We start from the raw sequence: 23602 nt of genomic DNA on the forward strand, positions 1-23602 counted from the left end.
GAGACGAACTCTTGACGGCCAGCGCTGTGACGGCGAAAGGATGCTCGGTATGATGCAAACTCGCAAGTGGATTAACGACGCCATCAGGTGTAAAGGGAGAATCGCTTGAAAGTAAACAAGACGGTGGACAAGCGAACGCAGGCCAGTTCGCGTCGACCCTCATCGCCACAATCGGCACGGGTTAAAGCTGCCAAGGACAAGGCCCGGCGTTTTGGACTTCGTCTTCACGGCTCCATGCGCGAGGGCGTGGTGGTGGTCCTGCTGGCGCTGTGTGTATTTTTATTGCTGGCGCTTTTCAGCTATCAACCGGCCGACCCAGGCTGGTCCTATCAGGGTCCGGAGACCGACGTACGCAACTGGATGGGCCCGGTCGGCGCCTGGCTTGCTGACGTACTCTATTCGCTTCTGGGAGCCAGCGCCCTGTGGTGGCCCGGCATGTTCGGCTTCGCCGCCTGGTGGTTGATGCGCTCGCGCCAGGTGCGCTTCGAGCTCGACCCGGTGGCCATCGCGGTGCACGCCGGAGGATTGGTGCTTTTGATATTCGGCACCACCATGCTGGGCGCGCTGCATTTTTATCATCCCGAAAGCATCTTGCCCTACGCCTCGGGCGGTATTCTGGGCGAGGGTCTGATGGGGACGCTCAGGCCGCTGGTGGGCAGCGGTGGGGTCGGGCTTATCGCCGCTGCGCTGATCCTGATCGGCTTTCCGCTATTTACCGGCATGTCCTGGCTCAACGTGGCCGATGAGCTGGGCAAGCGACTTTGCCGTCTGGGCGGCTTCCTGCGTACACGCCGAGCCGAAGGCAAGCAAAAGCGTGAAGACCGCGCGGCGATCAAGGCCGCCGGTAAAGAGGCTTCACGCAAGTTCAAGGAGCGTTCCATCAAGGAGCGTGACGCCCAGGAAGCGCGCACAAGCAGCGCTCAGGATGACATGCCGACGGCCCGCGATGAACACCCATCGCCCAAGGCGCGTGGCGAGCGCAGCCGTCGCGAACCCAGCATGATGGCGGCATTTGACCAAAGTCACGATGTTGAAGAGACCACCGATACCTCCATTCCCTGGGAGGCAACGGCCAATACGTACACGCCGCCACCCGCCAAACCGCGAGATGAAACGCCTGCTCCTGAGCCTGTCGCGCCGCTAAACGCCCAGCGTGGTGAAGAGAAGCCGACGCACGGGACACCGGACAAGCCCACGAGAACCGAGCCCGCTTTTTCAGAACCCGAAAGCGTATTTGAGAAAGAGACCTCGCCCACGCTTGAGACCGCGCCGGAAACGGAGGCCGCAAGCAAACCTTGGGAAGAGCCGTCGGAGACCTCCAAAGAACCCGCGCCAGCCCCTGCGCCGTCCACATCGGCGTTTGAAACCGCTCAGCCTGGGACGCCTCGGGAAGACGCTTTTGCGGTTTCTGTCCAGGACGAAAAACCGGTCGAAGAGGCTCTGCCGGCCGGGGACCCGGACCTTGAGTCCGATGTGCCGGTCGCCAAGGCGCCGCCCGCCATGGCAAGCCTTGAGGACACAACCGAGCCCGACGTGAGCCAGGCGAGCGAGTCAGCGCCGGCAGGTGTCGAACCGCAAGGACTGTCAAGCATCGATGAGGCGGACGACTTCGGCCCTCGGCCGCTTTCGCTTCGTGCGTCCAGGCGTGAGGAGCCGGCGCAGGACGAGCGCCAGGGTTTCACTGCGCTTGGCAGCGACGAGGTGCCGAGTGATCCCGAGACGCCATTAACGGCAAGTGAGGATAAACCTCCCATCGCTTCGCCCACCCGGGTGCCCGAAGTGGTGCCGGAGCCGGTGTGGGAGGATGACGACGAACCCGAGCCTGCCCCTGCGCCTCTAGCGCCCAGGGCGGCGCGTCAGGAGCCTACCTTTGCGTCTGAGCGTGTGGCGTCGGAGCCGGATACCGGACCGACCCTTTGGACGGTAGAGCATCTGCAGAACCAGCGCCCGGCCTTTGAAACCTTTGACGAGCCCGAGGGCGAAGTGCCCAGCCTTCAGCTATTGACGCCGCCGGAGCCGCATCAGCCCAACTACACCGACGAGCAGCTCAGTGACATGGCCGAGCTTCTGGTGGTGCGTCTGCGCGATTACGGCGTGAAGGCCGAGGTGGTCGATACCTGGCCGGGCCCGGTCATTACCCGGTTCGAGATCAAGCCCGCCCCGGGGGTGAAGGTTTCCAAGATCAGCAACCTGGCCAAGGATCTGGCTCGCTCGCTGATGGTGAAAAGCGTACGCGTGGTGGAAGTGATCCCCGGGCGGCCCACGGTGGGGATCGAAATCCCCAACCCGCACCGGGCGATGATTCGCCTGCGCGAGGTCATCGATTCCGACCGCTACCAGCAGGAAAGCTCGCCCTTGACCATGGCGCTTGGCCAGGATATCGGCGGCGGGCCGGTGGTGGCGAATCTGGGCAAGATGCCCCACCTTCTGGTGGCGGGCACCACGGGTTCGGGCAAGTCGGTCGGTGTCAACGCCATGCTGATCTCGATGCTCCTGAAGGCCAAGCCCGACGAGCTCAAGCTGATCATGGTCGACCCGAAAATGCTCGAGCTTTCGGTCTACGACGGCATCCCGCATCTGCTGGCGCCGGTGGTGACCGACATGAAAGAGGCCGCCAACAGCCTGCGCTGGTGTGTGGCCGAAATGGAGCGCCGTTACAAGCTGATGGCGGCCATGGGGGTGCGTAACATTGCCGGTTTCAACGCTCGCCTCGATGAGGCCGAGCGCGCCGGCGCCCAGGTGGCCGACCCGCTCTGGGAACCCCAGCCCTGGGAAATGCACCAGACGCCGCCAATACTCGAGAAGCTGCCTTACATCGTGGTGGTCATCGACGAATTTGCCGACATGTTCATGATTGTCGGCAAGAAGGTCGAAGAGCTGATCGCCCGGCTGGCCCAGAAGGCCCGGGCCGCAGGTATCCACCTGATTCTCGCTACCCAGCGCCCCTCGGTGGACGTGGTGACCGGGTTGATCAAGGCAAATATTCCGTCACGCATGGCGTTTCAGGTCTCCTCGCGCATCGACTCGCGCACGATTCTGGACCAGGGCGGTGCAGAGAGCCTTCTGGGCCACGGCGACATGCTCTATCTGCCGGCGGGCTCGGGGCCACCCAACCGCGTTCACGGCGCCTTTGTGGACGACGACGAGGTCCATCGCGTGGTGGATGACTGGAAGCGTCGCGGCGAGCCTGAGTATATCGACGAGATTCTCTCCGGCGGGGTCTCGGCGGACGCCCTGACCGGGCTCGAAGCGGAGGGCGGCGACAATGACGATGCCGAGCAGGACGCGCTGTACGACGAGGCCGTTCAGTTTGTCACCGAAACCCGCAAGGCGTCGATTTCCGCCGTGCAGCGCCGCTTCAAGATCGGCTACAACCGCGCAGCGCGCCTGGTGGAGGCGATGGAAGGGGCTGGCGTGGTGTCGTCGATGGGCTCCAACGGGGCCCGGGAAGTGCTTGCGCCGCCTCCGGTCAATCATCAGTGACCCTGCCAATCGTGCAACAAGCGTGAAAGTCGCGTCCCGGGTGAAACCCCGGGGCGCGATACGCGTCTGAGTGTACACAAGGACGTTGACTGTCCGGTTAACCAAGTATTGACGCGGCATGATCGATGACCGCTATCTGGCAACACTGCCTTAGGAGTATGGTAATGAGCGACACAGACACTCGACGTTCTTCTTCGCTGGCCCTGGCCGCCAGTGCGCTGGGCCTGAGCCTTGCCTCGCCGCTGGCGCTTGCAAACGACGCCGCCGAGCGCCTGACCGAACGACTGGAGCCACTGGAAAATTACCAGGCTGCGTTCGATCAGCAAATTACCGGCAGCGGCGGTGAGCGCCTGCAGGACGCCCGGGGTGAAATGTGGCTGTCGCGCCCGGGCATGTTGCGCTGGGAAGTCGAGGCGCCGTACTCGCAGATCGTCGTCTCCGATGGGGATGAGGTCTATCTTTACGACCCGGACCTTGAGCAGGTGACCGTTCAGGCGATGGACAATCGCGTGTCTCACACCCCGGCCTTGCTGCTGTCGGGAAGCGCCTATGACCTGACCGAGAATTTCGACGTTTTCTACGCCCAGGAAGGGCGCGGGGATGTATTCACGCTTATCCCTACGTCGAACGATACGCTCTTCGAGGAGCTGAGCATGGTGTTCGAGGGCGAGACCCTGAGCGAGCTGATGATGACCGACAGCACTGGTCAGCGCACGATGATCACCTTCGATGACGTAGTGCAGAACGGGCGCATCGATAGAAGCATCTTCGATTTCGAGATTCCTGACGGCACCGACGTCATTCGTGAAAGCTACTGACCCAAAGCGCGTTTGACGAACCGCGCTTTCATTACAAGCAAGAACCGATCAGGCGCCTCAGGGCGCCTGATCGGTTTCTGTGTCCCGGGCCTCGCGCCAGGCCATGATTTCTGCAAAGCGTTTTTCCTGACCCTGAGGGCTGGGTTCGAAAAAGCGTTTTCTGGGAAGCTCGTCGGGCCAGCAGTCGTGGGCACTACCCGCCGGGTAGCCATCGGGTTCGTTATGGGCGTAGCGGTAGCCTTCCCCGTGGCCTAGTTGCTCCATCAACTTGGTCGGGGCATTGCGCAGGTAAGTGGGTACTTCCACCTGGGGCTGGCTTGCCACGAACTGCTTGGCCGCGTTCCAGGCCCGGTCGATCCGATTGCTCTTGGGGGCCACCGCCAGATGAATGGCCGCATGGGCGATGGCTCTTTGGCCCTCGTAGTCGCCCAGGCGCAGGTAGGCGTCCCAGGCGGCAATCACCAGCGGCAGGGCCCGGGGGTCGGCGTTGCCCACATCTTCCGAGGCAATGGCGCAAAGCCGGCGCACCACGTCCAGCGGGTCGCCACCGCCTTGCATGAAGCGCGCCATGTAGAGAAGGGCGGCATCCGGGCGCGATGAGCGGATGGATTTATGAATCGCCGAGAGCAGGTCGAAATAGGCGTCGCCCTGCTTGTCGAAGGCGCTGGACTGATGGCCGATCACATCGGAGAGGGCCTCCTTGCCCAGTATCTCGCGGCCGCTCACTTCCTGCGTGAAATCGCAGGCGGTTTCCAGAAGGCCGAGCGCGCGGCGGGCGTCACCTGCGGCGGCGTAGGCAAGCGCCTCCAGCACGCCGTTTTCGACATCGATGGGGCGCGCACCAAGGCCGCGCTCGACATCATTCAGAGCCTGGCGCATCACGTCCATCAGCTCTTCTTGCGTCAAGGGCTTGAGCACGTAGACCCGGGTGCGCGATAAAAGCGCCGAGTTCACCTCGAAGGAGGGGTTTTCAGTGGTCGCACCAATCAGCGTCAAAAGCCCCGATTCCACATGGGGTAACAGCGCATCCTGCTGGCTTTTATTGAGCCGGTGAATCTCGTCCAGAAACAGCAGGGTGGGGGCGGTGGTCTGGCGCGCCCGTTCCACTGCGCTTCGAATTTCCTTGACGCCGGCCATGACCGCGCTTAGCTGTTCGAGCTTGGCACCGGAGGCCCGGGCCAGAAGCTCGGCCAGCGTCGTCTTGCCGACCCCGGGCGGGCCCCACAGAATCATCGAGCGTACCGTGTGCGACTCGGTCATCTGGCGAAGGGGCTTGCCGGCGCCGACCAGGGCCTGCTGGCCCACGTAGTCGTCAAGGCTGCGCGGGCGCATGCGAAAGGCGAGGGGTGCGCCATCGGCCGGCGTATCCAGGGCGCTGTCAAAAAGGTCCATGATCACTTCCGTTGTCGGTCGGGTAGATAAGCTTGGCAGGCCTGACTATGGCAAAGCGTCCTGCAGGCGGCTACCTTAGGGCATGATAGCGTCTTTAATGAGGCATACTTGCGAAGTCGCCCGGCTGGGCGCATGGTTGAATGTAACGCTAGTGTAGTAGAAACCGCCTCACCAGCGCGTGTCTAATGCTTTGACAAGGGGGTTGAAGCGAAAGGCTCGACACTCATCTAAGGAGATAGGCCCATGTTAAACCAATTGCGTCTGGATCACGCCAATATGGCGCGCATGCTTCATGTACTGCAGCTCAAGCAGAAAACACTGGCCCTGGGCGAGCGGCCGGATTTCAAGCTGATGCGCGAAGTGGTGGATTACATTCTCTCCTACATGGACGACTTTGCCACGCCTCTTGAAAGGATCTGCGTGGAACGGTTGCAGGATAAAGCGCCGGAAGACTTGCCCTTCATGGAGAAGATGGCAAACGATTATCGCCAGCTGAAACCAAGCCTTGCACAGCTTTCCGATGATATCGACATGATCCTGATGGACAATGTGCTGCCCATGGATCGCTTCGCCGATGACTTGAGCGCCTACCTGGACGCCCACCGAACGTATCTGCGTCACGAGCGGGAAGGCCTGTTCCCGCTGATTGACCAGCACTTCACGCCCGAGGACATGGAAGCGCTTCGCCAGGCACTGCCGGAAAAGGCCCAGCAGGAGCTTGAACGCCTGCAGCTGGCCTATCCCGAGCTTTACGCCGAACTACGTGGCGCCGACGTCCCCGCCCTCTAGTTGCGCTCGCATTTCGGCCCCTGGGGCGTGTTAAACTAGCGCTCTTTTCAACACCCGAGGGCGCTGTGATCAATTCACCCATCAGGCCGGACAGGACACAATGAGTGGCCCTGTTCTTATCTTTGATTCCGGTGTGGGCGGACTCTCGGTGGCCCGCTCGCTTTACAGGCGCCACCCGGATATCGCCATGTGCTATGCCTGCGACAACGCCTGGCTGCCCTATGGGTTGCGCGACGATCACACCCTGGCCCAGCGCATCCTCGAGGTGTGTCAGGCATGCGTGAACGCCTGCGGGGCGGGTGTCCTGGTGGTAGCCTGCAATACGGCCAGTACCCTGGCCCTGTCTGGGCTGCGCGAGGCGCTGGATATTCCAGTCATCGGCACCGTGCCCGCCATCAAGCCTGCCGCGCTTTTAAGCCAGACCCGCCATATCGGCCTTCTGGCGACCAGCGCCACGGTGAATCGCCCCTATACCCAGGATCTTGTCGAGCGCTTTGCCAGCGACTGCGTGGTGACCAGGGTGGCTGCGGATGCGCTGGTCATCGAGGCCGAAGCCTGGCTTGCCGGCAAACCCCTTGACCAGGGGCGCATTCACCAGGCCCTGACGCCGCTCTGGCAGGCCACTCGGGCCACTCCCATGCTGGATACCGTGGTGTTGGGCTGCACACACTTTCCCCTGCTCAAGCCAGTGCTCCAGGCGTGTGCGCCGCGGCCTCTCACCTGGGTCGATTCCGGCGACGCCATCGCCCGCCGGGTGGCCGATGTGGTCCCTGTCTGCACCGGGGCGCCGGACGGGCGCTGCTTCACCACGGCTGACGCCGAGCATCTTGTCGGCGGTCTTGCCGAGTTTGGCTTTCGCCACCCCCAACGTTTACAGCTGCCTTGAATTCAAAGGCTTGACCGGTTAATCAATAAGGAGCCGCCTTGGCTATTCCCGCTGTCGACCCCCAACGCTACGACGAGCAGCTTGCCGATAAACGCGCATTCGTCGAAGACCTGTTCGCGCCGTTCGCCTTGCCCGACCTGGAGGTCTATCCCTCGCCGCCGAGCCACTATCGTCAACGCTGTGAGTTTCGTATCTGGCACGAAGGGGACGATCTTTTCTACGCCATGTTCGAGGTGAACCCGGATGATCCCAAGGACAAGAAGGTCGTGCGTCTGGATCAGTATCCGGTAGCAAGCGAGCGCATCAATGAGCTGATGCCCAGACTCAGAGAGGCGTTCTTACAAAGCGACACGCTCAGAAGGCGCCTTTTTCAGGTGGAGTTTCTCACTACGCTGACCGGGGAGGCGCTGGTCACGCTGATCTATCACCGCCCGCTGGACGCGGCCTGGGAAGAGCAGGCCCGCGCACTCGAGGCTTCACTTGGCATCATGATCATCGGCCGTTCGCGCAAGCAGCGTCTGGTGCTGACCCGCGATCACGTGTGGGAGCGCTTGACGGTGAATGGCCAGGGCCTTGACTACCAGCAGGTGGAAAACAGTTTCACCCAGCCCAACGCGCATATCTGCCAGACCATGCTGGGCTGGGCGGCCGAGGCTACGGTCGGGGAAGGCTCCCGGGATCTGGTCGAGCTTTACTGTGGTAACGGCAACTTCACCATGGCGCTGGCCGGTAATTTTCGTCGGGTGCTGGCCACCGAAATTTCTCGTACTTCGGTGGCCAGTGCTAACGTTAATATCGAGGCCAACGGCATCGACAACGCCTTTGTCGCTCGAATGTCGGCAGAAGAATTTTCGCTGGCGCTGAAAGGCGAGAAAGAGGGGCGCCGGGTCACCGAGATGGCGCTCGACGAGTATGACTTCTCGACCGTGCTGGTCGACCCGCCTCGCGCCGGGCTTGACGAGGAAAGCTGTCAGCAGATCAGCGAATACGACCAGATCGTCTATATTTCATGCAACCCGGCAACGCTTGCCGATAATCTGGCAAAACTGACGCAGACCCACACGATCGAGCGCTTTGCGTTATTTGACCAGTTTCCTTTTACTCCCCACTGTGAGTGTGGAGTGGTTTTGAAACGCCGCTGATCAGTGCGGTAATGCCAAGACGGCATACTCTATAAGTAAGCTGACAGGTGATTAGAGAGGTGCGGCCTGTTCGCGTAAGCTAGCCGGTACAGTGGCCCAAGGGCCTATAACTATTCGTTTTTTGGCCTTGACAGGCCTGAGGCAATCGAGGTGATGGATGCACTACGTTGCGAGTGAAGAGAGTCGACAAGACCTTTTGAAACAGTTGCAAGAGCGCTTGGAGGCGCGACTGGAACCGGACCGGGCGGCGCGCGTTGGCGCCTTCGCCCGGCACTTTTACGCCACTGTGCCGGTAGAGGATCTGGTGGACCGCCGGCTGGACGATCTTTACGGCGCCACGCTCTCGATCTGGCAGTTCTTGCAGCACCACGACCCTGATAGCCCGAAAGTACGTATCTTCAATCCGGATTTTGAAGAGCACGGCTGGCAGTCCAACCACACCTTCGTGGCGGTACTGCACGAGGATATGCCGTTTCTCGTCGACTCGGTGCGCATCGAACTCAACCGTCGAGGCTTGACGGTTCACGCGATCCAGAATGCGGTGTTCGCGGTGGCCCGCGATCAGCGCGATCAGCTGGAAACGCTGACCTCACCTCGTCAGGAAAGTGCTCCGGAGGCGCGGGAGTCGTTGATCGTGATCGAGGTGGATCGCCGCACCGACCGCGAAGCGCTTGAAAACATGGAGGAGAAACTCACGAACGTGCTGCGCGATGTGCGCACGGCGGTTTACGATTTCGAGCCCATGTGCAGCCAGATCACCTCATCCATTCAGGAGCTCGAGAAGAACTGTCCGCCCCAGGTCGACCCGGACGACCACGAAGAAGCGATCGCTTTTCTGGAGTGGCTGCTGAAGGACAACTTCACCTTCCTGGGTTACGACGAGTACCGTCTGGAAGACGGCGAGCTTACCCGCGACCCCGATAGCGTACTGGGCGTTTTTCGTCTGAACCAGCCGCGCTATCGTGAGCGCATTCGCACCGAGGAAGGCGTGGATGAAAGCGGCTTCGTGCTGGTGCCCCAGCTTCTCTCGTTCGCCAAGAGTGCGCACCACAGCCGCGTTCATCGGCCCACCTACCCGGACTACATCACTGTCGACCGCTACGATGACGATGGCAACGTGATCGGCGAGCGGCGCTTTTTCGGCCTGTTTACCTCCACGGTGTACAACGAATCCCCCCGCAACATTCCGCTTTTGCGCCGCAAGCTCAAGGCCGTCATGGATATTGCGGGCTTCAATCCCCAGGGGCATAACGGCAAGCAGCTGCTGCAGGTGCTGGAGGTCTTTCCCCGGGACGATCTGTTCCAGATCAGCACCGACGCTCTGGCTGAAACGGCGCTGGGGATCCTCAATATCCGCGAGCGTCGTCAGGTACGCCTTTTCATTCGCACCGATGTCAGCGGCAAGTTCTACTCCTGTCTGGTCTTCGTACCGCGGGATGTGTTCTCCACGGATCTTCGTCAGCGTATTCAGAGCATGCTCTGCGACGAGCTGGACGCGCGCTTTGGGGACTTCAACACCTATCTGTCGGAGTCGGTGCTGGCGCGTATTCAGCTGATCCTGCGCTTCAAGGGTGATCAGCCCAGCCAGTACGATCTCAAGCGGCTGGAGAAAAAGGTCGCGCGTCTGGCCCGCAGCTGGCGCGACGAACTTCAGGAAGCCATGACCGAAGGCTTCGGTGAAGAGCGCGCCAATCATTTGCTGGAGCAGTTCCAGGACGCCTTCTCGGCAAGCTATCGCGAAGATTTCAATGCGCGTACTGCCGTGTTCGATATCCAGCACCTGTTGGCGCTTCAAGGCGAGAAGGGGTTGTCGCTCTCGCTTTACCGGCCGCTTGAAGAGCAGGTCGGTGGCATGAATCTCAAGCTTTACCACCGCAACGCCCAGATACCCCTGTCGGACGTGCTGCCGATGATGGAGAACCTGGGCCTTCGCGTGCTGGGCGAGCGCCCTTACGATATCGAGAGCCCCGACGAGTGCTACTGGATTCACGATTTCGAGCTTGAACATAGCCGTACCGGCGTCGACATGAGCCAGATGCGCGATATCTTCAGCGAGGCATTCAAGCGCATCTGGGCCGGCGAAGCGGACAACGATACCTTCAACCGGCTGGTGCTGGGGGCGGGTCTTGACTGGCGTGAAGTGGCCATGCTGCGCGGCTATGCCCGCTATCTCAAGCAGATCCGCTTCGGCATGTCCCAGGATTACATCGCCGCCACGCTGGTCAATTACCCCGTGATCACGCAAGCGCTCGTCGAGCTCTTCAAGAAGCGCTTCGACCCCGACGCCGGCGCCCACGATACCCAGGAGTGCGAATCGCGCCTTCTCGAGCACCTGGAGGGCGTGGCAAGCCTGAGCGATGACCAGCTTCTGCGTCGCATGATGGAGCTGATCAAGGCAACCCTGCGCACCAACTATTACCAGACCAGCGCCGACGGCAGCTTCAAGGATTACATCGCCTACAAGCTCGAGCCGACGAAGGTGACCGGGATTCCCAAACCGCGCCCGGTCTTTGAAATCTTCATGTGCTCGCCGCGGGTGGAAGGTGTGCACCTGCGCGGTGGCAAGGTGGCGCGCGGCGGGCTTCGCTGGTCCGACCGCCACGAGGATTACCGCACCGAAATTCTGGGGCTGGTGAAAGCGCAGCAGGTTAAGAACTCGGTCATCGTGCCGGTCGGGGCGAAAGGCGGCTTCGTATGCAAGCGCATGCCGGAAAACGCCGATCGCGAAACCCAGCAAAAAGAGGGGATCGCCTGCTATCAGACCTTTATCCGGGCGCTCCTGGATGTCACCGATAATCTGAAAGGCAGCGAAGTGATACCGCCCGAGAACGTGGTGCGCCACGACGATGACGACACGTACCTGGTGGTCGCGGCGGACAAGGGTACGGCATCGTTTTCCGATATCGCCAACGAGATATCGCTCGAGTATGGCCACTGGCTGGGCGATGCCTTCGCCTCCGGTGGGGCCAACGGCTACGATCACAAGAAGATGGCCATTACCGCTCGCGGCGCCTGGGAATCGGTCAAGCGTCACTTCAAGAACCTGGACCTGGATACCCAGCGCGATCTTTTCACCGTGGTGGGCATCGGCGACATGGCCGGCGATGTGTTCGGCAACGGCATGCTGCTGTCCGACAAAATTCAACTGGTGGGGGCGTTCAACCACCTGCATGTCTTTATCGACCCCAACCCGGACGCCGAGGCGTCGTTTGCCGAGCGCAAGCGCATGTTCGACATGGGCCGTTCGAGCTGGGAGGACTACAGTCCGGAGCTGATCTCCAAAGGTGGCGGCGTCTTCAGCCGTAGCGCGAAGTCGATCACCATCACCGAGGAAATGGCCCAGGTCTTTGGCATCGAGGCCGAGAAGCTTTCACCCAATGATCTGATCAATGCCATGCTCAAGGCCAAGGTGGATCTGATCTGGAACGGCGGTATCGGCACCTACGTGAAGGGCTCCGACGAAAGCGACGCCGACGTGGGTGACAAGGCCAATGACGGCTTGCGCATCAACGGCGCCGAGCTTGAGTGTCGCGTGGTGGGTGAGGGCGGAAACCTCGGCCTGACCCAGCGCGGACGTATGGAAGCCGCGGCGAAAGGCGTGCGGGTCTATACCGATTTCATCGACAACGCCGGTGGCGTGAACTGTTCGGATCACGAGGTCAATATCAAGATATTGATCGACGAAGTGGTCAAGCGCGGTGACATGACTGAAAAACAGCGCAACGAACTTCTGGCCGAGATGACCGACGAAGTGGCGGACCTGGTCATTCTGGATAACTACCGCCAGACCCAGGCCATCGATCTTTCCGAAATTCTCTCGCGCCAGGGGGCGGGGCCCTATCGGCGTTTCATCAGCGAACTGGAAAGCGCCGGGCAGATCGATCGTGAGCTTGAATTTCTGCCCTCGGACGAGAACCTAAAGGAGCGGGCCAGCAACAACGAGGGCATGCGCCTGCCCGAGCTCTCGGTGCTGATCTCCTACGCGAAAAGCACGCTGAAAGGCGATCTGATCAAGTCCGATGTGCCCGATGATACCTACATTCATCGCCATCTCGAGCATCTGTTTCCCTCGGTACTGGTCGAACGCTACCCGACGGAGATGTACGAGCACCGCTTGAAGCGCGAGATCGTCGCCACTCAGGTAGCCAATGACCTGGTCGACCGTATGGGGATCGTGTTCGTGCGCCGGTTGATCGACTCCACCGGTGCCGGGCGCGCGGACATTACCCGCGCCTACGTCATCGCCCGGGACGCGTTCAACCTCAAGGAGCTGTGGGCCCAGATCGAGGCGCTGGACAATCAGGTACCCAACCGCGTGCAGTACGCCATGATGCTCGACCTGATGCGCATGATTCGCCGCGCCACGCGCTGGTTCGTGCGTCTGCATCTGGGGCTTTCGACCCAGGACACCATCGAGTACTTCGCCCCGCGTCTGGCTCAGTTGCAGGAGAGTATCGGCGAGCTTTTAAGCGGCGAAGAGCAAAAAGAGTGGCAGGATCGCCGCGACAAGCTCACCCAGGAGGGCGTGCCCGAGGCGCTGGCCTCTACGGTGGCGGGAGCCCCCAATCTCTATGCGGGACTGGGTATCATTCAGGCGGCACGCACCACCAATGAGAAGCCCCAGCGCGTAGCCGAGGTGTTCCATGAGGTCGGTAGCCGTCTGGAACTTCCCTGGATGATTCATCAGGTCACCCAGCTGGAGGTACGCGATGCGTGGCAGGCCCAGGCCCGGGAAACCTTCCGCGACGATATCGAACGTCAGCAGCTGGCGCTCACCATCGGCGTGTTGAAGCTGGATGCCGGCAGCCGTGATACCCAGGAACTGGTCGATCAGTGGCTGGAGCAGCACGAAGATCTGCATCGCCGTTGGCGCCGTCTGATTGATGAGGTGCGCGGCGGTAGTGAAGGCGGCTTTGCGCTCTTTGCCGTCGCTGTCCGCGAGCTGGTGGATCTGGCCGAAAGCGGTAGCGAAGGCTAGAAAGGCTTTCATCCGGACAATCGCGCCCCGTTACCGGGGCGCGATTTTTTTTGCTTGTACAAAACCGTCAGTTGTTTCATGCACGGCTTTTCTGCGACCGCGGACGCTTTACGCTATACTCGGCGGCCGAAATCACTGCCTGCCTATGTCTGGAGCCACCGATGTACCAGCTTGCCCGTTCGCTGCTGTTTCGCCTTGACCCTGAAACCACCCATGGCTTGGCGCTTGGCGCGTTGGACAAGCTGTATCACGTCGGCGGTATCGAAAAGCTCTACGGCGGTACGGTGAGCGACCCAGTCGAGCTGATGGGGTTACGCTTTACCAATCGGGTGGGGCTGGCTGCCGGGCTGGATAAAAACGCCGACCACCTGGACGCGCTGGGCGCACTCGGGTTTGGCTTCGTCGAAGTGGGAACGGTCACACCCAAGCCTCAGCCGGGCAACGACAAGCCCCGGCTTTTTCGTCTGGCGAAACACGGCGCCATCATCAATCGTTTCGGCTTCAACAACCAAGGTGTTGCCCACCTGGTAGAGAACGTGAAAAAGCGCCATTACGCCGGCCTGGTCGGCGTCAATATCGGCAAGAATCTGACCACCTCGGTAGACGGGGCGCTGGATGACTATCTCGTCTGCCTGGATGCGGTGCATGGTGTGGCGGATTACGTCGTCGTGAACGTGTCCTCGCCCAATACGCCCGGGCTTCGAACGCTGCAGTTCGGCGAACAGCTCGATGCGCTGCTGGGCCCCATTCGAGAGCGATGCAACGTTCTGGATCTGGAGACCGGACGCAAGGTGCCGCTTCTGATCAAGATCGCCCCGGATATGAGCAGCGATGAAATCTCCTTGATTGCGCAGAGCATCAACCACAACGGCTTTGACGGCGTGATCGCCACCAATACCACGGTTGACCGTGACGCAGTGGCGGGTCACGTTCATGCCGACGAGGCCGGTGGGCTTTCGGGCCGGCCAGTGTTCGAGCCTTCCAATCGAGTCATCCGTGAGCTTCGCGCGCAGCTCCCCGCGCTTCCCATAATTGGTGTAGGCGGTATCGATAGCCCCGCGAAGGCAAAAGCCAAGCTTGCCGCCGGGGCCGATCTCGTTCAGCTTTACTCGGGGCTTGTTTACGAAGGCCCGGCGCTTGTGAGCCGGTGTGCCAAGGCACTTGCTGAGAAGTAGAAGAAAGGAAGAGGGCACTAAAAAGCCCGCTGTCAAAAAGCGGGCTCAGTCGGATCAATCAGCTTTTGAAGGGGCCCGTCAGGTCATGACCATCGGGTTCTTGTGGATACCGGAGACGCCCGTCATGCCGTCCCACTGGTCGCCGCGACCTTCACGCCAACCGCTCATCCAGTATTCGCGTAAATTGATATCTTGACTGGGACAATCGTCACGGGAACGACCCGTAACACCCGCTTTGTAGCCGTGGACGTATGCCCGCTGGAAGCGATCACGTTTTTGTCGTTTCATTGGCTGACCTCTTTTATGAAAGCCTTGGGTATGAAACAGCTCGCCGGATGAATGATGTAAGGCCGGCAGCCGCCTCGGAGCTTACTTCAAGAGCGAGTTCGACCACAGGCCAGCGCTTGGCACTCACGTGCAAAACGGCCTGGACAAACCCGACAAGCCATAGGTTTCAACCTTGAACCCGCTGGGTAAAATGAGCAGATTCGGATACAAACCCTGACATGAGACGCATGCGTTTTCAGTAGCTACTCTCTTATTGTTAGACCATCATGGGGGTAGTTGTCGACCCTCAAATTGTCATCGAACGTAAATACATTTGCCATATACAGGAATTTCGCGCTGTCATGCGCGGCCAAACTTATGACCGAGTCAAGCCAACACGACCCGTTAGCGTTTTTAGCGACCTGCCCCAAGGGCATCGAAGGCCTTTTGATGGAAGAGCTTTCGTCACTGGGGGCTGGCGCCTGCAAGGCCACGGTGGCCGGCGTCTATTTCAACGCCGACCTGGCAATCGCTTACCGCGCGTGCCTCTGGTCTCGGCTCGCCAATCGCGTCATCCTGATCGTGGGGCGCGATACCATGGTGGCAAGTGCAAAGGATCTGTTTGACGCTGCGATGAAGATCGATTGGCCGAGCCACGTTGTCTCCGGCAAGACCCTGGCGGTGGATTTTCACGGCCGTAGCGACGAAATTCGCCATACCCGCTTCGGTGCGCAGACGGTAAAGGACGCCATTGTGGATTCACTGGCCCTGGCAGGCGTCGAGCGGCCCAATGTGGATACCAAAGCGCCGGATCTGCGCCTTTACGCTCATCTGCACCGGGCGAATCTGACGCTGGGGATAGATCTTTCCGGTGACAGCCTTCACCGCCGGGGCTACCGCAAGGAGGTGGGCCATGCGCCGCTGAAGGAAAATCTGGCAGCTGCCCTTCTGGTGCGCGCGGATTGGCCTGCGCGCGCCAGAAACGGTGAAGCGCTGGTCGACCCGCTGTGCGGCTCGGGCACCTTGCTGATCGAAGCCGCTCTGATCGCCGCCGACCAGGCGCCGAATCTGCACCGGGGCCGCTTCGGGTTTGAAGGCTGGGCGGGTCACCAGGTGCCTGTCTGGGAAGAACTCAAGCGGGAGGCCCTGGCCCGCGCCTCCATCGGGCGCAAGCGCTGCAGGACGACGCTTTACGGGTTCGACCAAAGCCCCGCGGCGCTCGCGGCGGCCAGGGCTAACGCCATGCGCGCAGGGGTCCCTGCGCTGATCGAGTTTGAAGGGCAAGGCTTGAATCAACTGGCCCGGCCCGAGGCGTTGACCGGTGACACTGGGCTGCTCATCACCAATCCGCCCTACGGCGAACGTTTGGGCGAGCTTCCCGAGCTGGTCGGTCTTTATGCCACCCTGGGGGACAAGGCCAAGGCGCTTTTCCCCGGCTGGCAGCTTGCGCTTTTTACCGGCAACCCGGATTTGGGCCACCGCCTGGGGCTTCGCGCCCACAAGCAGTACGCCCTGAAAAATGGCGCCCTGGATGCCAAGCTTCTGCTCATGGCGATCGGCGATGCGCAAGATCGCAAGACTTCGAGCGCCGAGACGGATCAGCACGCCGAGGAGGGCGCGACGAGGGTAGAGACCTCCGGGCACCAGGTGTCGGAAAACGCCCGCATGTTCGCCAACCGTCTGACCAAGAACCAGAAGCGGCTGAAGAAATGGCTCAAGCAAAGCGGCGAAACCTGCTACCGCGTGTATGATGCCGACATGCCCGAGTTCGCTCTGGCCATCGACCGCTACGGCGACAAGGTGCATGTCCAGGAGTACGCCGCGCCCAAATCAGTCAATGCCGCCCAGGCCCAGAAGCGGCTGTTCGATGCGCTGGAAGTACTGCCCGAGGCCCTGGACGTTCGCTCAAGCGATATCTATATCAAGCGTCGCGAACGCCAGACCGGGAGCGCCCAGTATCAAAAGCGCGAGGCCAGCGGGGAGCGGTTCGAGGTGCGCGAAGGCGGCGCTCGGCTATGGGTGAACCTGCGCGACTATCTGGACACCGGGCTGTTTCTCGACCACCGGCCGGTGCGGCGCATGCTGAACGACATGGCTTCCGACAAGCGCTTTCTGAATCTTTTCTGCTATACCGCCACAGCCACGGTTCAGGCCGCGCTCGGCGGGGCTCGCGACAGCGTAAGCGTGGACATGTCCAACACCTACCTTGAGTGGGCCAAGGACAACTTTGCCCTGAACGGGCTGGAGCCGCGCCGTCACAAGGTCGTGCGCGAGGACTGCTTTCGCTGGCTGGAACAGGCGGATACCCAGTTCGATCTGATCTTCATGGACCCGCCCACCTTCTCCAATTCCAAGAAGATGCGCGATACCCTGGATGTTCAGCGCGACCATCCGCGATTGATCGAGCTTGCCATGGCGCGTCTGGCCCCCGGCGGTACGCTGGTGTTTTCCAACAACCAGCGACGCTTCAAGCTCGATGACGCGATAGGTCAGCGCTACCAGGTAAAAGAGGTGACCCACCAGACCTTCGACCCGGACTTTCAGCGCCGAACGAATCTGCATCACGTGTTCACGCTGCGCCACCTGTCTTGAATCAACCGGCTTGAATCACTCGGCTTAAAGCACATCCAGAAGCGACAGCTGACGCATGGCGTCCTGGGCTTCGGGTGTGTGGTCCGCGGCCTCCAGCACTTTCTCATAACCCCGCGAGGCCTGGATGGTGGCTTCATCTTCAAGCCACATCTGGGCTTGCTCGCGGGAGTCTGCCAACTGATGTTTCAGCCCGCCAAACTGGGTACCGATCTGTCCCCAGGCGCGGCTGAAAATCCAGTCGCCGAACATATCCTGATGAATATGCACCAGTACATAGTCATGGTCGGTTTCCCAGCGTACGATCACTCAGTTCTCCTTAAAACCCTTGCCTGGCCTTGACCCTTGGCCTTGACACCCTCTTGTCACGCTTGAACGAGCGTTTTAAGCGTATTGTAAAGCCCGGATATCCAAACGCCTATGAAACTTGTCATCGATACCCACATTCCAGCCGCTGATGAATGCCTTGGCCACCTTGGGCGGCTGACACGCCGGCCCGGCCGGAACATCACTTCCCAGGACCTGGTCGATGCCGATGCGCTGATCGTGCGCTCGATCACCCGGGTGGACGAAGCGCTTCTTGGCGACAGCAACGTTCGTTTCGTAGGCAGCTGCACCATTGGGGTGGACCATATCGACAGTGCCTACCTGAATCGGCGCGGCATCAGCTTTGCAAACGCGCCGGGCTGTAACGCCGAGGCGGTCGTGGATTACGTTCTGAGCAGCCTGCTGAATCTGGCGGAAAAGGAAGGCTGGTCGCTTTTCGAGCGCACCGTGGGAGTGGTGGGGGCAGGCAACGTGGGCGGACGGCTCGTCACCCGCCTGGACGCCATGGGACTGTCACCACTGGTCTGCGACTCGCCCCGGGCCGAGCGCGAGGGGCTTGCATCCTTTGTGTCGCTGGATACGCTTATTAAGCAATGCGATGTGATCTGCCTGCACACGCCCCTGGTTCGCGAAGGTGATCACGCAACCTATCACCTGCTGAACGCCGAGCGCCTGGACGCCTTGGCGCCGGGAACGGTACTGATCAACGCCGGCCGAGGAGACTGCCTGGACGGTAGCGCGCTCGCCAGACGCCTTGCTGGCGCCGGCGATATCACCGCCGTGCTCGATGTCTGGGAAAACGAGCCTGCCATCGATACCGGCCTGCAGGATCGGGTCGCGCTGGCAACACCGCACATAGCCGGTCACAGTCTGGATGGCAAGCTTCGAGGCACGTGGATGATCCAGCAGGCGCTGGCGCATCACTTCGGGGTGACTGAAAGGCGCTCGTTTGACGAGATCTGCCCGCCGCCTGCGCTGGCATCGTTGAATCTCGAGCAGGCGTTGGCGCCGGAAGATGCTCTACGGTTGTGCATGCGGGCCGTGTATGACGCTCGCCGCGACCATGATGCACTGACACGCCAGATACGCCGTCATGGCCCTGCAAAGGGGTTCGACGACTGTCGGGCGAACTATCCGATGCGCCGCGAGTTCGCCACCTTGAACGTCCGGTTATACGGAGACGCGCTGGTGCTGGAGAACCTGCTTCGAGCAGCAGGTTTTGGCGTACTGATAGAGTGAAGAGCCGGAACTGACATGTCTTGAGAAGATGCACCCGTTGGCTGGGCAAAGTGCTTAACATTTACTAATAATGAAGAGGAGTACAACCAGGCCATGGGACGACCAATGACACAATTACCGACAGAAGCCGTTGGCAGCATTCCTCGCTCCGAGACGCTGATGCAGGCACAGCGTCGATTCGATGCCGGGGAAATCGATGCACATGCCCTGGACGCCTTTTATGACGAAGCCGTCCAGTTGACGATGAAGGAGCTCGAGGCAACCGGCTCCCCCATCATTACCGACGGCGAGCAGCGAAAATCACATAGCTTTGCAACCTATTCAGTGGAAGGGGGCGAGAATTTTGCCCCGGACGGTCTGGAAATTCCGTTCAGTGATGGTCACGTGCGCCGCTTGCCCCGCCTGATTGCCGGTCCTTTCCGCTACGTCCTGTCCGCGGCGGACACCCTGGCGATGGCCAGACACCATACGCCGCTGCCCATGAAGCAAGCCATCATCTCGGCGTCGGCGCTGAGCCTGTTTTATCCTGCCAAGACGATTGCCGACTATAGTCGTGAAGCCTTCCTGGACGATCTGGTCAACGAGCAGGTAAAAGAGATACGCGGCTGCTTCGCCGCCGGGGCGCAAAAGGTGCAGATCGATTTTACGGAAGGGCGGCTGGCGCTCAAGCTGGACCCGAGTGGCAGCGTGCTCAACAGCTTCATCGAGCTGAACAATCGGGTGCTGGCGCGGTTTACCGATGACGAGCGCTAGCGCATCGGCATCCATACCTGCCCAGGTGCGGACCACGACGCTACCCACAGTGCCGATGTGGACTACGCCGAACTGCTGCCGAGCCTCTTCGAACTCAAGGCTGGCAACTTCTATATCGCAATGGCGGCGGAGGCCGACCCGGAGCGAGGCCTGAAGATCGTCGCTCGCTACCTGAAGCCTTGGCAGCGGGCCTTCATCGGGGTCATCGATGTCAACGACCCGCGTATCGAAACCCCCGAGGAAGTTTGCGCGCGGGTATTGCAAGCGGCCCGCCATATACCGCTTGAGCAGATGGGTACCACCGATGACTGCGGCTTTTCACCGTTTTGCGATGATGTTTCCACCTCGCGGGAAACCGCTTTTGCCAAGATCCGTGCACGTGTGGAGGGGACCGCCATGGCGTCGGCGCAACTGGCATCGCAGCGTGGCGTCTTGAATGAATAAAACCGACTCTTTCACCCAGAGCGTTGCCATGTTCGACGCACACGAGCGTTTGATCGATTGGAACCTGGGGTTTGTCGAAGAGTTTGCCGACGCTGCGGCGATATTGAACCAAGGGATCAGCGCGCGAGATATCTGTTCCCGGTGTCTGCTTCCTGAACGGGCGCTGGATCTTTCCTGGGCGCCGGGCGATGTAACTCCACCGGCTTTTGAATACATCAATAACCGGCGGTCCGTCTCGGTTGCTCAGTATCGGGGTGCCAGCGGCAACGTCTTTCGTATTGCACGAAGCACCCAGAAGACGCTTCGACTTCACCCTGCCATGCCCGATGAAAGCACCGAGCTGTTACGCTCGGCTGTGTTGAAGATTTCTGCTGCCGTGCTTAAACGCCGCGAACAGGAAAAGCTGCGTCTGCACGAGCTGGCGCTCAAGGATGGTTTGACCGGCGTCGCCAACCGGCGTTATTTCGACGAGCTGCTCGATATCGAGTGGCAACGCTGCAAGCAGAGCCAGCTGCCGCTCTCGATGTTCTTTATCGATATCGACTGCTTCAAGCGCTACAACGATTTCTATGGTCATCTCAAGGGTGACGAATGTCTCAAGGCCATCGCCTCGACGCTGAGAACGAATGTGAATTTCCCGGGCGGTCTGGTTGCTCGCTATGGGGGGGAAGAGTTCACCTGCCTCTTGCCGGGCATCGATTTGTTCGATGCCACTTGCAAGGCCGAGGAACTCGAGAGGGCCGTCAGAGCGCTGGCGCTTGCTCATGAAAAGTCGGACGTGGCACCCATCGTCACCATCAGTCTGGGCGTGACCACGGCAAAGTGGATAACCGGGGACGATGCGTCAGTGCTGGTAAGAGCCGCCGATCAATTGCTCTACGAAGCCAAGGCAGCCGGAAGAGGATGTGCACGCTCGGCGCTCTGTGTATCCTCTTGATAGACGTTCTCTACTGAACGTCCTCTTGATAGTCATAGGGGGCATTGTGTGGGTAAGATACCCGACGCAGCTGTCTTCATCTGCAGTGGCAGGGCTGCGTCGGGATCGGCGCGCACACTTGCACGTTCAGGCGGCCTACTGACGATAGGCCGCTTCTTTCAGTGCACGGATGCGATCATCCAGCGGCGGATGACTGGCGAAGAGTTTCTCCAGCACCGAGCGGGTCTGGCCCTTGGTGATCGCCATGGCGCGCATGGTGTCCGGCATCTGGTCGGGCATGTCGGTTTCGGCCTTAAGGCGCGCCAGCGCGTTGACCATGGCGCTGGTGCCCGCCAGACGTGCGCCGGCTTCATCAGCGCGGTATTCGCGAAAACGCGAGAACCAGGCAACGATGGCCGACGCGATCAGCCCGAAAACGATTTCCGCCACCATGACCACGGCAAAGTAGCCCATGAAGCCCAGTCCACCTTCACCGCCGTTGCGGCTTTTCAAGAAACCGTCGAGCAGATGCGCCACGGCGCGGGCGAAGAACATCACGAAGGTGTTTACCACGCCCTGAATCAGCGCCAGGGTCACCATGTCGCCGTTGGCGACATGGCCGATTTCGTGAGCCAGGACCGCGCGTACTTCATCTGGGCGCATACGGTTCAAAAGCCCCGCCGAGACGGCTACCAGCGCGTCGTTCTTGTTCCATCCGGTGGCAAAGGCGTTGGACTGCTGGGCCGGGAAAATGCCCACCTCCGGTGTCTTGATGCCTGCCTCGCGGGAAAGCTCGGCCACGGTATCCACCAGCCACTGCTCGGTGGAGTTCGAAGGCGCTTCGATCAACACGGTGCCGGTGGATCTTTTGGCCAGCCATTTGGACATGAAAAGCGAAATCATCGACCCCGCCATGCCGATGATGAAGCAGAACAGCAAAAGCCCGGTGAAGTTGATGCCCTGGCTTCGTAAGTAACCTTCCACGCCAAAAAGGCGTAGCGTAAAGCTTGCCACCAGCACCACCGCCAAGTTGGTGGCTAGAAACAGCAAAATACGCATCATGTCGATTATCTCCCTTTAATGTCCTGGAAATGTCTTTCCAGGACGGTTTCAAGTTGTTGAATTGGATAGGCTCGTGGCCGAACAGTTTCACGCCTTACTGGCGGTAGCGGGAAAGGAAATTGGCGAACCGGTCCAGGGCATCACCCAGCTGATCGGCCCAGGGCAGAGTGACGATGCGAACATGATCCGGCTGCGGCCAGTTGAACGCGCTGCCTTGCACCAGCAGAATCTTTTCCTGAAGCAGCAGATCCAGCACCAGCTTCTGATCATCCTTGATATTGAAGACCTGAGGGTCCAGACGAGGAAAGGCGTAAAGCGCGCCTTTGGGGACGACGCAGGAAACCCCGGGAATGGCGTTGAGTCTTTCCACCGTGATGTCCCGCTGGGCCAAGAGCCGACCGCCCGGCAGAATCAGATCGTTGATCGACTGATAGCCCCCCAGCGCGGTTTGAATGGCGTGTTGCGCGGGGACATTGGCGCACAGGCGCATGGAGGCGAGCATGGTCAGCCCCTGAATGAAATCCCGGGCGCGCTGTTTGGCAAGCGTCCCGGAAATGGTCATCCAGCCAGAGCGAAAACCCGCGCAGCGATAGCTCTTGGAAAGCCCGTTCATGGTGATCACCAGCTGATCCTCGTCGGCCAGCGCCCCGGTCGACGTGTGCTCGACACCATCGTAAAGAATCTTGTCGTAGATTTCGTCCGAGAAGATTACCAGGTTATGCGCCTGGGCAATCTTCAGCACCTCCTTGACCACTTCCGGCGGGTAGACCGCGCCGGTGGGGTTGTTGGGGTTGATCAGTACAATGGCGCGGGTGCGGCTGGTGATCTTGGCGCGGATATCGGCCATGTCCGGTGTCCAGTCAGCCTGCTCGTCGCACATGTAGTGCACGCCGTGGCCGCCGGAAAGATGCGCCGCCGCCGTCCAGAGCGGGTAGTCCGGTGCGGGGATCAGCACTTCATCGCCGTCGTTCAAAAGCGCCTGCATGCACATGACGATCAGCTCGGAGACGCCGTTGCCGATATAGATGTCCTCGATCCCCACCCCGGGGATTTCCTTGCGCTGGCACTCCTGCATGATCGCCTTGCGCGCCGAGTAAAGTCCCTTGGAGTCGCAGTAACCCTGTGCCGTGGGCAGGTTTCGCATCACGTCCTGCAGGATCTCTTCCGGCGCCTCGAACCCGAACGGGGCGGGGTTGCCGATATTGAGCTTCAATACCCGCTGCCCTTCGTCCTCCAGACGCTTGGCGTGGTCGAGAACGGGCCCGCGAATGTCGTAGCAGACGTTATTCAGTTTGTGCGATTTCTTAAGCGGTTGGGGCTCGGTGGGTTGCGGCGTATCCAT

Annotated in this window: 17 protein-coding genes; 12 read left to right on the forward strand and 5 right to left on the reverse strand. The window is 60.6% G+C overall.

The window, feature by feature from the left end; translation table 11 throughout:
- The first annotated feature begins 105 nt into the window (after positions 1–105).
- Positions 106–3483, forward strand: a complete 3378-nt coding sequence (locus ACWF8S_RS05045; RefSeq protein WP_447555754.1) for a DNA translocase FtsK 4TM domain-containing protein — start codon at positions 106–108, stop codon at positions 3481–3483.
- Positions 3484–3647: 164 nt separating this feature from the next.
- Positions 3648–4301, forward strand: a complete 654-nt coding sequence (lolA, locus tag ACWF8S_RS05050; RefSeq protein ID WP_447555755.1) for an outer membrane lipoprotein chaperone LolA — start codon at positions 3648–3650, stop codon at positions 4299–4301.
- A gap of 57 nt (positions 4302–4358) precedes the next feature.
- Here lolA and ACWF8S_RS05055 read toward each other — a convergent pair whose 3' ends face one another.
- Positions 4359–5693: a replication-associated recombination protein A gene (locus ACWF8S_RS05055; RefSeq protein ID WP_447555757.1), complete on the reverse strand. Its 1335-nt coding sequence runs from the start codon at positions 5691–5693 to the stop codon at positions 4359–4361.
- A 243-nt stretch (positions 5694–5936) separates the two neighbouring features.
- Between ACWF8S_RS05055 and ACWF8S_RS05060 the strand changes: the two genes are divergently transcribed.
- The 5 genes from ACWF8S_RS05060 to ACWF8S_RS05080 all read left to right on the forward strand — a co-directional run bounded on the left by ACWF8S_RS05060 (position 5937) and on the right by ACWF8S_RS05080 (position 14663).
- The gene (locus tag ACWF8S_RS05060; RefSeq protein WP_447555759.1) at positions 5937–6482 is read left to right on the forward strand and encodes a hemerythrin domain-containing protein; all 546 of its coding nucleotides are present in this window, start codon (positions 5937–5939) and stop codon (positions 6480–6482) included.
- A 100-nt stretch (positions 6483–6582) separates the two neighbouring features.
- Positions 6583–7368, forward strand: a complete 786-nt coding sequence (murI, locus tag ACWF8S_RS05065) for a glutamate racemase (protein WP_447555760.1) — start codon at positions 6583–6585, stop codon at positions 7366–7368.
- Between the two features lie 38 nt (positions 7369–7406).
- On the forward strand, positions 7407–8510 hold the full coding sequence (gene trmA, locus ACWF8S_RS05070; RefSeq protein WP_447555761.1) for a tRNA (uridine(54)-C5)-methyltransferase TrmA: 1104 nt from the start codon (positions 7407–7409) through the stop codon (positions 8508–8510).
- Between the two features lie 157 nt (positions 8511–8667).
- Positions 8668–13488: an NAD-glutamate dehydrogenase gene (locus ACWF8S_RS05075; RefSeq protein ID WP_447555762.1), complete on the forward strand. Its 4821-nt coding sequence runs from the start codon at positions 8668–8670 to the stop codon at positions 13486–13488.
- 161 nt (positions 13489–13649) lie between these two features.
- Entirely contained in the window at positions 13650–14663 is a 1014-nt protein-coding gene (locus ACWF8S_RS05080) for a quinone-dependent dihydroorotate dehydrogenase (protein WP_447555763.1), read from the forward strand.
- Between the two features lie 78 nt (positions 14664–14741).
- On the opposite strand, the gene rmf is transcribed toward ACWF8S_RS05080, so the two are convergent.
- Positions 14742–14951: a ribosome modulation factor gene (gene rmf, locus ACWF8S_RS05085; protein WP_227388219.1), complete on the reverse strand. Its 210-nt coding sequence runs from the start codon at positions 14949–14951 to the stop codon at positions 14742–14744.
- A 357-nt stretch (positions 14952–15308) separates the two neighbouring features.
- On the opposite strand from rmf, the gene rlmKL reads away from it, so the two are divergent.
- A complete protein-coding gene (gene rlmKL / locus ACWF8S_RS05090; protein ID WP_447555765.1) occupies positions 15309–17522 on the forward strand; it encodes a bifunctional 23S rRNA (guanine(2069)-N(7))-methyltransferase RlmK/23S rRNA (guanine(2445)-N(2))-methyltransferase RlmL in 2214 nt (737 codons plus the stop codon).
- A 24-nt stretch (positions 17523–17546) separates the two neighbouring features.
- Here the strand turns inward: rlmKL and ACWF8S_RS05095 are convergent, their stop codons facing one another.
- Positions 17547–17828 carry a hypothetical protein gene (locus tag ACWF8S_RS05095; protein WP_447555766.1) on the reverse strand — a complete coding sequence of 94 codons (282 nt, stop codon included), beginning with the start codon at positions 17826–17828 and terminating at the stop codon, positions 17547–17549.
- A gap of 111 nt (positions 17829–17939) precedes the next feature.
- Between ACWF8S_RS05095 and pdxB the strand changes: the two genes are divergently transcribed.
- From pdxB to ACWF8S_RS05115, 4 genes are all read left to right on the forward strand, one after another.
- Positions 17940–19085 (forward strand): 4-phosphoerythronate dehydrogenase PdxB, encoded by a 1146-nt coding sequence (pdxB, locus tag ACWF8S_RS05100; protein WP_447555767.1) that lies wholly within the window; start codon positions 17940–17942, stop codon positions 19083–19085.
- A gap of 105 nt (positions 19086–19190) precedes the next feature.
- A complete protein-coding gene (locus ACWF8S_RS05105) occupies positions 19191–19838 on the forward strand; it encodes a hypothetical protein (RefSeq protein WP_447555768.1) in 648 nt (215 codons plus the stop codon).
- A gap of 9 nt (positions 19839–19847) precedes the next feature.
- Positions 19848–20282: a hypothetical protein gene (locus ACWF8S_RS05110; protein ID WP_447556549.1), complete on the forward strand. Its 435-nt coding sequence runs from the start codon at positions 19848–19850 to the stop codon at positions 20280–20282.
- On the forward strand, positions 20275–21219 hold the full coding sequence (locus tag ACWF8S_RS05115) for a diguanylate cyclase (protein ID WP_447555770.1): 945 nt from the start codon (positions 20275–20277) through the stop codon (positions 21217–21219). The genes ACWF8S_RS05110 and ACWF8S_RS05115 overlap by 8 nt, the downstream gene beginning before the upstream one ends.
- Positions 21220–21354: 135 nt before the next feature.
- Here the strand turns inward: ACWF8S_RS05115 and htpX are convergent, their stop codons facing one another.
- Positions 21355–22260 (reverse strand): protease HtpX, encoded by a 906-nt coding sequence (gene htpX / locus ACWF8S_RS05120; RefSeq protein ID WP_447555771.1) that lies wholly within the window; start codon positions 22258–22260, stop codon positions 21355–21357.
- A gap of 94 nt (positions 22261–22354) precedes the next feature.
- Entirely contained in the window at positions 22355–23602 is a 1248-nt protein-coding gene (locus tag ACWF8S_RS05125; protein ID WP_447555772.1) for a pyridoxal phosphate-dependent aminotransferase, read from the reverse strand.

This window comes from Vreelandella xerophytica (genome assembly GCF_968048975.1).